The following is a 12,812-nucleotide window of genomic DNA, read 5'->3' as shown; positions in this document are numbered from 1 at the left end:
GCCCGGGGAGCCGGAGCCTCCCCACCGCCTTTCACGCGTTCTTGCGGCCCACCCCGGCGTACACCCAGAACTGGGACGGATCCTCCGGGATCTCCTCGTCCCGGTCCGGGCGCCACAGCGGGACGTAGACCAGCCCCGGCTCCGCCAGGTCGAAGCCGTCGAAGAGGGACGTGATCTCGTCGTGGGAGCGTGCCGTGACCGGCGAGGTGGCCCGGTCGCGGTACAGCTGCCCGACGGCCGCGGCCGTGTCCGGACGGTCCTCGTCCGTGGCGTGGGTCAGGGCCAGCCAGCTGCCCGCGGGCAGTGCGTCCCGGAAAGCGGCCACGATGCCGCCCGGGTCCTCCTGCGGTGTGACGAAGTGCAGGATCGTGATCATCAGAACGGCGACGGGCTCCTCGAAGTCGATGAGCTTGCGCACCTGCGGCGCGGAGAGCACCCCCGCGGGATCACGGATGTCGGCGGCCACGATCGCCGCGTCCGGGTTGTCGGCGAGCAGGGCCTCGCTGTGCGCGACCGCGACCGGGTCGTTGTCCACGTACACCACCTTGGCGCCGGGGCTGGCGGCCTGGGCGACCTCGTGCACATTGCCCTGGGTGGGGATCCCGGAGCCGAGGTCGATGAACTGGCGTATCCCGGCGTCCACCAGGAACCGCACGGCGCGGCCCAGGAAGGCGCGGTTGGCGCGGGCCAGGGTGCGGACCTGGGGATCGATCGCCGTGAAGGCGGCCACCGCCTCCCGGTCGATGGCGAAGTTGTGCTCGCCGCCCAGCATGGCGTCGTACATCCGGGCCACGCTGGCCTTGCCCGGATCCACGCCCCGCGGCAGTCCGTCTCCGTCCCGCATGAGCAACTCCCCTACTATTAAACGACCTTGACTGTGCATCATATAGTTGCCGGTGGCATACGCTGCCGTACCGCCCGACCGGTCCGACCGGCCTGTCCGTCCCCGCCCCACCGGACCTCCGGCCCACCGGCCCCACCCGGAAGGCACACGATCCTGCGGAACACAGAACGCGGCCGGCCAGAAGGTCCACCCCCCACAGGGCCGCTCCGCCGCCCTTCGTACTTCTCCCCCGCGGCCGACGCCATCGGCTCCGCGCTCGACCTGCACCTGACCGGTCGTCATGTCGTGCACGCGCTCGCACCGGGTTTCTGCGACGCGGCCTCGGTCTACCTGCTCCAGCGCTGGCTGCTGGAGGAGCACTCGCGCACGGCCGTCGACCCGCCGCAGATCGAGGCGCGCCGGCTCGCCCTGCGCATAGGGTCGGACACCTCGGAGGACTGGGAGCACCTGCTGCCGGTCGGGGAGGTGCTGGTCTTCCCCCGCCACACGCCGTACGCGCGTGCCGTGGCGACCGGACAGACCCAGCTGCTCGACGGCGTCGACCGGCACACCTTCGAGAGACTGCGCAGCACCGACCCGGACGACGCCGGCGTGGACGCCCTGCTGCGCAGCGCCTCGTTCCTGATCGTCCCGCTGCGGCTGCGCGGCGCGGCGGTCGGCTTCATCGCCTGCACACGCGGTCCGGGCAAGGACCCCTTCACCCGCGGCGAGGTGGTGGCGGTGGAGTCGCTCGGCGCCCGGGCCTGCGTCGCCCTCGACAACGCCCGCCGCTACGAACGCGAACGCCGCACGGCGCTGGCCATCCGCCGCAGCCTGCTCCCGGAGACCGGGCAGGCCTTCGAAAGCTGCCGGGTCGCGCACGGCTACAGGCCCGCCGGACAGGACAACGTCATCGGCGGCGACTGGTACGACGTGCTGCCCCGAGGGGACCGGCGACTGGCCATGATCGTGGGCGACGCCATGGGACACGGGCCGGAGTCCGCCGTGGCCATGATCCAGCTGCGGACCGCCGTCCGCACCCTCGCGGCGCTCGACATCGGCCCGGCCGAACTCATGGACCAGCTGGACGCCGTCGCCGGCACGACGCCCGGCGCCTCCTTCGCCACCTGCATCTACGCGGAGTGGGACGCGGAACAGCACACCTGCACGTTCGTCGGCGCCGGCCATCCACCGCCCCTGATCCGCGGTCCCGGCCGCCCGGCGGCGCCGGTCGCCCTGGCCTCCGCCGGTCTCCCCCTGGGACTGGCCACGGGCCCCTACGAGCCGACCGTGCTGCGCCTGTCCGAGCCGACCCTGCTGCTGCTCTACAGCGACGGTCTGGTCGAGTCCCGCACCCGCGACATCGACCAGGGCATCTCGCGCCTCGCCCGCGCCCTGGACGCCGGGACCGACGACGTACCGGACGCCGCGCACCCGGACGCGCTGCACTCGCTGTGCCGGCGGCTGCTGGCCGACTCCGGTCACGACGGCGCCGACGACGTCACGGACGACCGGACCCTGCTGCTGGCCGAGCTGACCCCCGGGAAGAACTGACGGGGGCCGGGGAGGACCCGTCGGGCTGCCGCGCCGGGCTGCTTGTCGCATGAGCGGAGGCGGCCGTTCGAGCGGTGTCCTCACCTGATGTGGTGAGGGGTTGCTGCACGAGGCGTACGCAGACGGCGCAAGCGCCGTTTGCTCCGACATGGAGAGCACTTCTCGGGCCGTGCCGCGCTCGGCCGGACACTTCCCCGCGGAACAGCCCTACGCGGAACCGACCGGCGGGCCCTCGAGCCGGTCACCGGTCCACTCGCCGCCCCGCGCCGGGGACCTGACGGCACCGCGGGCCACCGGGCGGCACGCGCCCGAGCCGTCCGGAGTGCAGTGGGCGTCCTGCGCGGACGCCGGCCAGCCGCCACCGGCCGTGGCGTCCGCGGGGCGGGAGCCCGTCACGCCGTTGCTGCGGCCTTGGGGCGTCGGTTCCGAGGAGCCACCGCCGGAAGGGGCGGCGCGGATCGTGCCCGCGGTCCCCGCGGTGCCGGTGCCGCGTGGGCTCCCGGGCCTGTGAGTCCGGACGGAGAAGGGGCCGGGCCGTTCCCCGGGGCCCGGCCCGGACCGCGCGGGGCACCACTTGCTCACGGCTCGGTGACGGCGGCATCACGATGGTGGGCGTGGGCGTTGCCCGGCCCCGGAGGTGTCGTTGAGCGCGGCATGGAAGCGTGGGAGGACGGCGAATGCCCCTGGTGCCGCTCGCTGCTCGGCTCCGGCCGGGCCCTCACCGTTGCGGACGCCGGGCTCCGCGTCGATCGCCCCTGGCACCGGAGCGACGGCTGGCCGGCCTGGTGGGAACGCGCACGTCTGGTCATGGTGCCGCTGGCCGCCCTCACCGTGGCGGCCGCGCTCATGCTGGCGCTGTCCTGACCCGCCGGCCGCCGTGAGCGCGACCACCGGGGGACCGCGCTCACTGCGACGGCAGGTTGATCGGCCCGGCTCAGGTCCCGCTCGGAGTGGAGACGGAAGGCTGGTGGTCCGCCAGGAGCGCGGACGTGATCTCGACAGCTGCCGGCCGGACAGGGGAGCAACGTCATCATGTCTCCGCGTGCACGACGGATCATTCGGACGCCGGGCAGCCCACACGGCCCCTCACGGCCGAGGGCGCAGGCGGGCCGCGAGCACCGCGCCGTCGTCGTCCGACTGGCCGGAGCCCGGGGCGCGCAGGAATTCGCCGAGGATGCCGTCCAGGAGTTCGCCGGCTTCGGTACCGGGCCCCGTCCGCAGGCCCGAGAGCCGGGCGAGCGAGGTGTCGATGTCCTCGCCGCGCCGCTCGATCAGCCCGTAGGTGAACATGACCAGGGTGTCGTCCGGCGCGAGGGGCAGCCTCGTGGCCTCGTGGGCGGCGAGCCCGGTGCCGGGGCCGGTGCCGATCGGGGGGCCGACCCGCAGCGGGACGGGCCCGGCCGTGCCGTCGTGGTGGAAGAGGACCGGCGGCAGGTGCCCCGCGCTCGCGAGCAGTGCCGTTCCGTCCGCCGGGTCCAGCAGGGCCAGCAGACAGGTCGCCGGGCGGCGGCCGCTCTCCGCGGACATCATGGCGTCCAGCCGGCGCAGGATGCCGTGCGGCGCGAGGTCGGTGGAGGCGACGCACCGCAGCGTCGAGCGGTAGGCGTTCATGTCGACCGCCGCGTCCAGGCCGTGGCCCATCACGTCACCGACGACCAGCAGGACGCGGCCGGAATGCAGGTGCAGCGTCTCGTACCAGTCGCCGCCCACGCGTCCGCCCGTACCGCAGGGCACGTGACGGGCCGCCAGTTCCACATCGGGGTGCGTACGCTCCGGGTCGGCCGGCAGCACCTTCCGCAGGTCCCACACCCTCGGCCCGGCCTCGCGCTGCTCCTCCGCGTGCCGCATGTGCGCGGCGGCCAGCCGTGCCGCGTAGTGGACGGCCGCCGTCTCGTGGTCGTCGAAGGGCCGGCCGGCCCGCAGGACGAGCACGACCCCGTAGACCCGGTCCCAGGCCAGCAGCGGCACCGAGAGGGTCACCAGGGCGGGGCCGCCGTGGGTGGACGAGGCCGTGATCGGGTGGCCCGCGTCCAGGGCACGGACGGAGACCTGATCGCGCGGGGCCTTCTCCAGACTGTCGAGGAGGTCGCGCCGCCCGGCCACGGCGGCGGAACGCAGGGACTCGCCGGGTTCACGGTGGCCCTCCTGCGAGCCGTAGAGATCGACGGTCGCGGAGTCGCACAGTTCGTCGACCAGGAAGGCGGCGAGTTCGGCTGCCGTCCTGCGATCGTCGAGGGTCGTACCGATCGCGGCGACCGCCCGCCGGGCCAGTGCGAAGCGATCCGTCGCGGCACTCCCGGGGTCCGACACCAACTCACCTTCCACCGCGACCCCTTTCTCCCGTTCTGCCGGATTCATCCCAGCATCGCGGGCGATTGTCGGCGGGTAGCGACCCGCGGTGCCAGGACTGCCGGAGCGGATTCTTTACCGAGGTGAGGGGTGGTGCACCAGACCGGGGAGGGGCGATGCCCGCCGACTTCACGAACGTTTACTCACCTCGGGCTTCACATAGCCCTGACATCATGGCCAACATCCCCCTGACCATGGCCAGATGTTCACGAGAAGTGAGGGCAGTGTGGCAGAGACCGAGGGACCGGCGGTGCCCGAGCGGCTGCTGATCACCCGTACCACGGCCGACGACGGCAGCTGTGTCGTGGCCCTCGCCGGAGAGGTCGACCTCGACGGCAGCGCACATCTCCGCGACGCCCTGCTGTCCTGTCCCGAGACCGCGCCCGGCACGGTGGTCGACCTCCGTGACGTGACCTTCATGGACTCCAGCGGCATCAACGCCCTCATCATCGCCCACCAGGCCGCACAGGCGGGCGGCACCCGGCTGCGCCTGGCCGCACCGCAGGAGGCGGTCCTGCGCGTGCTCCAACTCGTCGGCGTGGACACGCTCATACCCTGCTACCCCACCCTGGAGGCGGCCTTGGCGGCCCGCTGACCCGCAGGGCCGGAAAGACCCGGAAAGACCCGGTCACCCCGGCATCCCGTACACCTGGCGCGTGTTGGGGCGGGGTGCCTGCCGGTGCCGGGCCGCCGGACCCTCGGCGAAGGCGCGCAGCAGGTTCTCCGTGGTACGGGTGACGAAGGCTCGGGTGCGGGCGTCCATGCCGTGGTCACGGCCCCCCTCGGGGGTGCCGGCCATCAGCGCCTCCACCCAGCGCATGGTGCCGGTGGCGAAGACACCCGCCCCGCTCGGCACCGTGTAGTACGCCGAGTCGCTGTGGCTGCGGGCGCCGGCGCACACCAGCGGCGAGTGCGCGGTGATCTCCAGCGGTTCGGGCACGGGCGAGCCCGGGGTGACCCGGTCGTACTCCACTCCGACCAGGTGGTCGAAGCTCTCGCCGGGGCGGGCACCCGTTCCCTCGTACAGCCAGTGGTCCGCCGCGTGCACGACGTAGGGGGCGTCCACCGGATAGCCCTCGTACAGGACGCCGGTGAGGGACGACTCGGGGTCGGCGCCCGGGGCCTGCCGGAAGTCGGTGGTGACCAGAGCCGGGCGGGTCGGATAGCAGGGGTCGTCGCGGTAGGAGGACTTGTAGCAGACCACGGTGCGCCCGGCCCCCGCCCCGCCCCCTTCCAGGCGGACCCGGCGGAAGCAGGTGTTGGCGCCGAGGAGGGCCACGTTGGTGCCCGCGTCGCGGGCCTCGGCGACATGCCGGCGCTGCTCGGGCGTCCAGTACTCGTCGTGGCCCAGGCAGACGAGCGCGGTGGCGCCGCGGAGCACGCCGGGGTCGTGGTGCAGATCGGTGCCGGTGGTGTAGGCGAGGGGTATGCCGAGGCGTTCGGCGAGGACCACGGCCGCCCATTCGTACACCAGGAACTTCTCGGCGCCGCTCGCGTCGTAGGGCCGGTCGAAGCTGACGGCCAGGGAGCGGGTCGCGTACGCGCCGGAGGCGCCGGAGTACAGGCTGGAGCCGCCCCAGCGGTTGTACGCCTGCCAGGTCGCCGGGGCGTGCAGCAGTACGGTCCGGCCGGCGCCGTGCGTGGAACGCACGATGAGCGGGACGTACCGCTGATGGCCGTTGTCGGCATCGAGGCGCAGCAGGTAGGCGCCTTCTGGCCAGTCCTCGGTGCCGAAGGCCAGGGTGCGCGGCCAGTCGGCGCGGACGGTGCGGGTGGCCGACAGCGTCCGGGCGGCCGGCCGCGCGCGTCCGCGCACCTGCGCCGAGTGCCACACGAGCCGGGCGTGGCTGCCGCCGTACCAGCCGACGCGGAAGGCCGAGACGCGGAAGGAGGACGCCGTGGTCGACACGTGCAGGCCGCACTCCTGGCCCGGGGTGACGCTGATCCGGTCGGTGTAGCCGGCCACCGCGTCCGGCGGGCCGAGGGAGCCGATCCGCCAGTCCCGGGTCCCCGGGCGGTCCCGGTCCGCCTCGGGGCGGCGGCTGTCCGTGGCGGGGGACGGCCGGTTCGCGGACGTGCGGTCGCAGGCGACGGCCGCCGCGCCCAGTCCGGCCCCGGCGCACAGGCCGAGGAACTGCCTGCGGGCCGGGCTGTGCCCGGAGCCCTTTTCCGTGCGCTCCGCGCCCGTGTCTCCCGTGTCCTCCGCGTCCCCCGTGTGCTCGTGTGCGTGGTGCGGGCTCACATCGCCTCCCAGGGGGTGAACGGGCCCTCCCCGCGGATTCCGACGCGCCTTCGTCGAAGGTAGCGGCTGCGGCGGGGGGCCGCACGGCTCGCGCACACCGGGCGCGAGGACCGCGGGTGCGGCGGACCTGGACCGCCGGCAGGGACCTGGGGTACGGGTGCGGGTACGGTCCGCCGAGTGCGCCCGCGGCACAGGCGCGCGTACGGGCATGACCGCGGGGCCGTCGGCCGGTGACGGTGCTGACGGCCCCGTGAGCGAGGCGGTCCGCGTACTGCCGGCCGTCCGCGCGCTGCCGGCCCGGCGCCCGTCCTCAGCCGGTCCTGCCGCGTCCGGTGACGGCGTCCCGGATCCGGTCGACCAGTCCCGCACCGGGCGCGAGGAGCTTGTTCAGGGGCGGCCTGTCCGGAGCGGCGGGATGCGGCCGGGTCGGCGCGGTCTTCTTCGCGGAGCGCACCTTCTCGCCGAGCTGTTCCAGGTCCTCGGGCCCGGTGGCCTCCCGCAGCAGGGGGAACAGGTTCTGTTCCTCGTCGGTGACGTGCTCGCGGATCTCCCGCATCAGGCGGCCGACGAGTTCGTCGAACCGCGGGTCGTCCGCGCCGAGGCCCTCTAGGTCCTTCATGGTCCGCTCGGCCTCCGCGTGGTCCTGGATCTCCCGGTCCGCGATCGCGTCGCCGTCCCGGACGTAGTGACGCACCGCCGGGTACAGGTACATCTCCTCGGCCACGGAGTGGCGGACCAGTTCGATGGTGGCCTGGTCGGCGAGGTCCTTGCGCCGCGCGTTCCCCGTCGGGAGGGCCTCCATCTGCGCGAAGATCTCCTCCACTTCACGGTGGTCGGTGGTCAGTTCCCGAATGACGTCTCCGCCGTGTCCCATGACAGGGCTCCTTGCTGGTGGACGTTGCAGGTCGTACCGCTGGACCGCCGCCGGGTTCCCGCGCCGGGCGCCGGCACACCGCCGAGCGGGCGCGGATCACGCCCGGGCCCGATTGTCCTCGCGTGGCCCGGGAACCCGGCTGACGCCGCATACACCTGTCACTCCCCTCACACCCTCACACCCTTGGGAGAGGATCATGAGTCTGCTGCGCGTGGCCGGTCGTCCTCTGCTCGCCTCCATGTTCGTCGCCGGAGGGATGAACTCCCTCCGCAGTCCCGAGGCGGTGGCGACGGCCGCCGAACCCGTCGTACGGCCGATCACCGAGCGGGTGGCGGTGCTGCCGGACCGCACCGAGCAGGTCGTGCGGCTCAGCGGCGGCCTCCAGGTCGTCGCGGGCGTGCTGCTGGGCCTGGGGCGGTTTCCGCGGCTGTCGGCCGTGGCCCTGGCCGCGACGCTGGTGCCGACCACCCTGGCCGGACACCGTTTCTGGGAGGCGGAGGACGACGCCGGGCGCGTCCAGCAGCGCATCCACTTCCTGAAGAACCTGTCCATGCTGGGCGGTCTGCTGATCGCGGCCGACGACACCGGCGGCGCGCCGTCCCTGCTGTGGCGCGGCCGTCACACGGCCCACGAACTGCGGCGCGAGGCGCGCCTGGTGCGCCGCTCGGTACGGGCCACCGCACGCCCGGCCGCCGCGGTCGGCGGCCTGCGCGCCAAGCTGCCCGTCCGGAACGGCGCCTGAACGGCGAGGGCCGCGGCTGAACGGCGAAGGGAAGGCCGCGGCTCCCGCGACGAGGAGGACACGCGATGAACGAGAACGCCCGCGCCGGGGCCCGGCTTCCGGTGTTCACCGGGCAGTCCGGTCACGACCTGCTCGGGATCTATCTCAACGACCACCTGGCGGGCGCCACCGCGGGTACGGACCGCTCCCGCCACCTCGCCATGGCGTGCCGGGGCTCGGAGATCGGCGACGTGCTGGGCCCGATCGCGGCCGAGATCGCCGAGGACCGCAGGAGCCTCCTGGAGATCATGCGCCGGCTCCGGGTACCCGTACGACGCTACAAGGTGTACGCCGGCCGCCTCGGCGAACGGGCCGCGCGGTTGAAGAGCAACGGCGGCCTGATGCGGCGCTCTCCGCTGACCTCCCTGCTGGAGCTGGAGTTGCTCCAGATGGGCGTGCAGGGCAAGGCCTGCGTCTGGGAGGTCCTGCGCGGGCTCGCCGACCGCGACACGCGCCTGGACCGGCAGCAGCTCGACGACCTGCTCGAACGGGCCCGGCGGCAGCGGCGCATCGTCGAGGAACTGCGCAGGCTCCAGGCCGCGGAGGTCTTCCGGGACCGCTGATCCGCACCCGCGATGCCACTCGGAGGACGAGGGCCCCGCGGCCCCGAGCCGCTGACCGCACCCCATGTGCGCGCATGGCCCAGCGATTACCGACGCTTGGTTCAACAGTCCAGACGGGGCCCGGCGACCGGCCCCGCTGCCCGGGAAGACGCCGGCGGGACCCTCGCTCGACGAGCAGGGGTCCCGCTGAGGGCGCTCGGGTCGTCCGAAGGCACTCGCCGGGTTCGGCTGAGGACACTCCGGGGGGCGTCCGAGGACGCTCGGATCGTCGTCCTCGCCGTCCGGGGTCAACCCTTGAAGACGTCCTTCGTCTTCTCCTTGGCCTGACGGGCGTTGCCCTTGGCCTTCTCGGCCTGCCCCTCGGCGGTCATCCTCTCGTTGCCCACCGCGCGGCCGACCGTCTCCTTGGCCTTGCCCTTCATCTGTTCCTTCTTGGCCTTGCCCTTCTGGTCACCAGCCACTGTCTCTCACTCCAAGCACATCGCTGTCGGTGTCACGTTCCGGGTGCTCGGCAGGGCGGCGGCCAAACCTCCCGATCACGCTCCCGATCACCATGCGTGACCGGTCCTGGTCAGCCGTGGCCCGCACGGGTGTGCTCGGTTCGGACCCCGCGCGCATCGCGCCGGCCGCGCGGGTGCCGGTCGTGGTGGAGGTCGAGGACGGCGAGCGCCAGGGCCCCCAGCAGGGCCACGAGGGCGCAGCCCACGGCGAGGGCGACGGCATCGTGGTAGTCCTTGCCGTTCGCCGCGAGCACCATGTAGAACAGGCCCGGCAGGGCCGCCGTGCCCACCGCGCCCCCGAGCCGTTGTCCGGTCTGCAGGGCGCCGCCCGCGGCCCCGGCCATCCGCACCGGCACGTCACTCAGTGTCATGGTCACGTTCGGGGAGATGACACAGCCGCTGCCCACGCCGCCCACGAACAGGGCGGGCGCGGCCCACCACGCCTCCGCGCCCGGTGGAGCCGACCGCAGGATCAGCGCGGTGGCCCCCAGCCCGACGACGACGGTGACCAGGCCCCAGAGGGTCAGCAGCCGCCCGAACCGCTCCACCAGCCGGCCCGAGACCACCGCCGCGGCCGCCGAACCGATGGCGAACGGGGTCACCGCGAGACCGGAGTCCAACGGCTCGTAGCCGAGGCCGTCCTGGAAGAACAGGGCGAACACCAGCCACACCCCGCTGAACCCCACGAAGTACAGCGCGCCCAGCGACGTCCCCGCCGCGTAGCCGCGCGTGCAGGTCAGCAGCCGTGGATCCAGCAGCGGCCGGCCGTCGCGCGCCGCGACCCACCTCTCCCAGCGGGCGAAGGCCGCGAGGAGCGCCAGGCCCACCGGGAACAGCCACCACAGCCGGCGCAGTCCCCCGCTGTCGGCGAACACCAGGGGCAGCATCAGGCCCAGCACCCCGGCGCCCAGCAGGACCACACCCGGCAGGTCCAGGCTCTCCCGGCGGCCGGGCGCCACGCGGGGCAGCAGCCGGAGGCCCAGCAGAAGCGCGACCGCGCCGATCGGCACGTTGACGTAGAAGATCCAGCGCCATCCCTGGGTGCCGTGCGCCAGTGCCAGGATCAGGCCTCCGGTGACGGGTCCCACCGCGCTGGAGATGCCCACCGTGGCGCCGAAGAGGCCGAAGGCGCGGCCTCGCTCGGCCCCGCGGAACAGCTGCTGGATCAGCGCCGAGTTCTGCGGGGCGAGGCAGCCGGCGCAGGCGCCCTGCGCGATCCGGGCCACGACGAGCCAGGCGATCGTGGGCGCGGCGCCCGCTCCGGCGCTGCAGACCACGAAACCGGCCAGGGACCCCAGGAAGATCCTGCGCCGTCCCATCGCGTCGCCGAGCCGGCCCGCCGGGACCAGGGCGAGGGCGAACGACAGGGCGTAGCCGGAGACGACCCACTGCACGGCGGCCGCCGAAGCGCTCAGGTCCCGCTGCATCGACGGCAGCGCCACGGCCACGATCGTCACGTCGAGCAGGCTCATGAATCCGGTGGCGAGCGTGACCCACAGGGCCTTCCAGCGCCTCGGATCGAGTCCCGACGTACCGCCGGTGCGTCCGCCTGCCCGCGCGTCCCTGTTCACGAGGGCTCCTCGTTCACGAAGGCTCCTCCCGGTTGCCGCCCAAGCACGCACCGGCGGTCGGAATCCGCGCGCTCCAGCCGCGTTCCCCGCCAGTCGCGGTCGAATACCGCCGCACGGGCTCGGCCCGTCGGCCCAGGTGTGCGGCAGCCTCGCCCAGTGCCGGGCGGGCCGCCTCGGCGACATGGCGGACCCGTCCGGCCGCCTTGCGGGCGTGGTGGATCGCGGCGTCGCGTTCGCTGCCCGGCGGCGGCTGAGGGCCCATTCCACACGGCTGGCCCATACAGTGCCCGTTGACGCGATCCGAGGGTTCAAACCCGTCGCCGGCCCGGCGGCTGTACGTCCCGGGCGGCACGCTTCTGTTCGACGGTCCGCAGGAGATCGCCCGGCGCTTTCCGTGAGCCGGCCCGGCCGTGCCGCATCTGGGCGGCACCACCCTGCCGGGCGGCCCCTCCCACCCCGGCTCGGCAGGCGCGTCGGCGTGAGAGGGGGAAATATATGGGTGTGAGGTTTACGCACCGGGGTAGGCGCTGCGGGGTCCGCCTTGATCAACAAGGTGGACGCGTACTGAAGATGTTCCGGCTGAGAGGGAGGGCCGCACCATGGCGGTGACCACGGAGGCGAAGGCGACTCGGGCTCGTACGGAGCTGCCGGAGGTGGCCGACCCCTCAAAGGTCGCGCCCACCGACGCGCGGGCCCTGTCACGCCTGTTCTTCGACCGGCTGGCGAAGCTGGAGGAGGGCACGCCCGAGCACCAGTACGCCCGCAACACGCTGATCGAGATGAACATGTCCCTGGTCCGCTACGCGGCCGGCCGCTTCCGCAGCCGGGGCCCGCAGGAGATGGAGGACATCGTCCAGGTCGGCATGATCGGGCTGATCAAGGCGATCGACCGGTTCGAGCTCGCCCGCGAGGTGGAGTTCACGTCCTTCGCCGTGCCGTACATCGTCGGTGAGATCAAGCGTTTCTTCCGCGACACCTCCTGGGCCGTGCACGTCCCGCGCCGGTTGCAGGAGGCCCGGGTCGAGCTGGCCAAGGCCACCGAGGAACTCGGCAGCCGGCTGGGCCGCAAGCCGACGACCGTGGAGCTCGCGGAGCTGATGAACCTGCCCGAGCAGGAGGTCGTCGACGCGATGGTGGCCTCCAACGGCTACACCTCCGCCTCCCTGGACGCCGCCGTCAGCGGCAGCGAGGAGGGCGAGAACGTCCTCGCCGACTTCATCGGCGCCGAGGACACCGGCTTGGAACTCGTTGAGGACTTCCACAGCCTGGCTCCGCTGCTCGCGGAACTCGACGAGCGGGACCGGCTGATCATCCACATGCGGTTCGTCGAGGAGCTCACCCAGGCACAGATCGGGGAGCGCCTGGGCATCTCCCAGATGCATGTGTCCCGCCTGCTGGGCCGGCTGCTGGGCCGGCTGCGGCAGGGCCTGCTGACCACCCGCTGAACCACGGCCCCTGGTACTCCAGCAGCACTTTGACGTTTTCCCTGTTCAGGGGCGGTTTGGGTGAGTGTGGTGGGCTGGTTGTCGACTGCGGCATGCCCAGGATCGCCGGC

General features: G+C 73.3%; 12 protein-coding genes. 6 read left to right on the top strand and 6 right to left on the bottom strand.

Translation table 11 applies throughout. The features are described 5' to 3' along the window. Positions 1 to 31: 31 nt before the first annotated feature. Complete coding sequence (locus tag ACFY3J_RS21465) at positions 32 to 844, bottom strand: SAM-dependent methyltransferase (protein ID WP_384182036.1); 813 nt, start codon at positions 842 to 844, stop codon at positions 32 to 34. Positions 845 to 1,129: 285 nt separating this feature from the next. Here ACFY3J_RS21465 and ACFY3J_RS21460 point away from each other — a divergent pair, with 285 nt between their 5' ends. Further along, entirely contained in the window at positions 1,130 to 2,377 is a 1,248-nt protein-coding gene (locus ACFY3J_RS21460; protein WP_390841493.1) for a PP2C family protein-serine/threonine phosphatase, read from the top strand. Positions 2,378 to 3,031: 654 nt separating this feature from the next. Next, positions 3,032 to 3,241: a hypothetical protein gene (locus ACFY3J_RS21455; protein ID WP_384182042.1), complete on the top strand. Its 210-nt coding sequence runs from the start codon at positions 3,032 to 3,034 to the stop codon at positions 3,239 to 3,241. 222 nt (positions 3,242 to 3,463) lie between these two features. On the opposite strand, the gene ACFY3J_RS21450 is transcribed toward ACFY3J_RS21455, so the two are convergent. Further along, complete coding sequence (locus tag ACFY3J_RS21450; protein ID WP_384182045.1) at positions 3,464 to 4,687, bottom strand: PP2C family protein-serine/threonine phosphatase; 1,224 nt, start codon at positions 4,685 to 4,687, stop codon at positions 3,464 to 3,466. Positions 4,688 to 4,952: 265 nt separating this feature from the next. Between ACFY3J_RS21450 and ACFY3J_RS21445 the strand changes: the two genes are divergently transcribed. Then, positions 4,953 to 5,321, top strand: a complete 369-nt coding sequence (locus ACFY3J_RS21445) for an STAS domain-containing protein (protein WP_384182048.1) — start codon at positions 4,953 to 4,955, stop codon at positions 5,319 to 5,321. Between the two features lie 33 nt (positions 5,322 to 5,354). On the opposite strand, the gene ACFY3J_RS21440 is transcribed toward ACFY3J_RS21445, so the two are convergent. Both ACFY3J_RS21440 and ACFY3J_RS21435 read right to left on the bottom strand, forming a co-directional pair. Continuing rightward, complete coding sequence (locus ACFY3J_RS21440) at positions 5,355 to 6,968, bottom strand: N,N-dimethylformamidase beta subunit family domain-containing protein (protein ID WP_384182050.1); 1,614 nt, start codon at positions 6,966 to 6,968, stop codon at positions 5,355 to 5,357. 310 nt (positions 6,969 to 7,278) lie between these two features. Next, a complete protein-coding gene (locus ACFY3J_RS21435; protein WP_384182053.1) occupies positions 7,279 to 7,842 on the bottom strand; it encodes a hemerythrin domain-containing protein in 564 nt (187 codons plus the stop codon). A 196-nt stretch (positions 7,843 to 8,038) separates the two neighbouring features. Here ACFY3J_RS21435 and ACFY3J_RS21430 point away from each other — a divergent pair, with 196 nt between their 5' ends. Next, positions 8,039 to 8,584: a DoxX family protein gene (locus ACFY3J_RS21430; protein WP_390841491.1), complete on the top strand. Its 546-nt coding sequence runs from the start codon at positions 8,039 to 8,041 to the stop codon at positions 8,582 to 8,584. Between the two features lie 65 nt (positions 8,585 to 8,649). Further along, on the top strand, positions 8,650 to 9,186 hold the full coding sequence (locus ACFY3J_RS21425; RefSeq protein WP_384182060.1) for a hypothetical protein: 537 nt from the start codon (positions 8,650 to 8,652) through the stop codon (positions 9,184 to 9,186). Between the two features lie 287 nt (positions 9,187 to 9,473). On the opposite strand, the gene ACFY3J_RS21420 is transcribed toward ACFY3J_RS21425, so the two are convergent. Both ACFY3J_RS21420 and ACFY3J_RS21415 read right to left on the bottom strand, forming a co-directional pair. Next, the gene (locus tag ACFY3J_RS21420) at positions 9,474 to 9,647 is read right to left on the bottom strand and encodes a CsbD family protein (protein ID WP_225079460.1); all 174 of its coding nucleotides are present in this window, start codon (positions 9,645 to 9,647) and stop codon (positions 9,474 to 9,476) included. A gap of 110 nt (positions 9,648 to 9,757) precedes the next feature. Continuing rightward, entirely contained in the window at positions 9,758 to 11,257 is a 1,500-nt protein-coding gene (locus ACFY3J_RS21415; protein ID WP_384182063.1) for an MFS transporter, read from the bottom strand. Between the two features lie 599 nt (positions 11,258 to 11,856). Here ACFY3J_RS21415 and ACFY3J_RS21410 point away from each other — a divergent pair. Next, the gene (locus ACFY3J_RS21410; RefSeq protein WP_390841490.1) at positions 11,857 to 12,702 is read left to right on the top strand and encodes an RNA polymerase sigma factor SigF; all 846 of its coding nucleotides are present in this window, start codon (positions 11,857 to 11,859) and stop codon (positions 12,700 to 12,702) included. Positions 12,703 to 12,812 lie beyond the last annotated feature (110 nt).

Source organism: Streptomyces sp. NPDC001231, assembly GCF_042896885.1.
Classification (GTDB): Bacteria; Actinomycetota; Actinomycetes; order Streptomycetales; family Streptomycetaceae; genus Streptomyces.
This window is presented reverse-complemented; position numbering and strand designations above follow the sequence as displayed.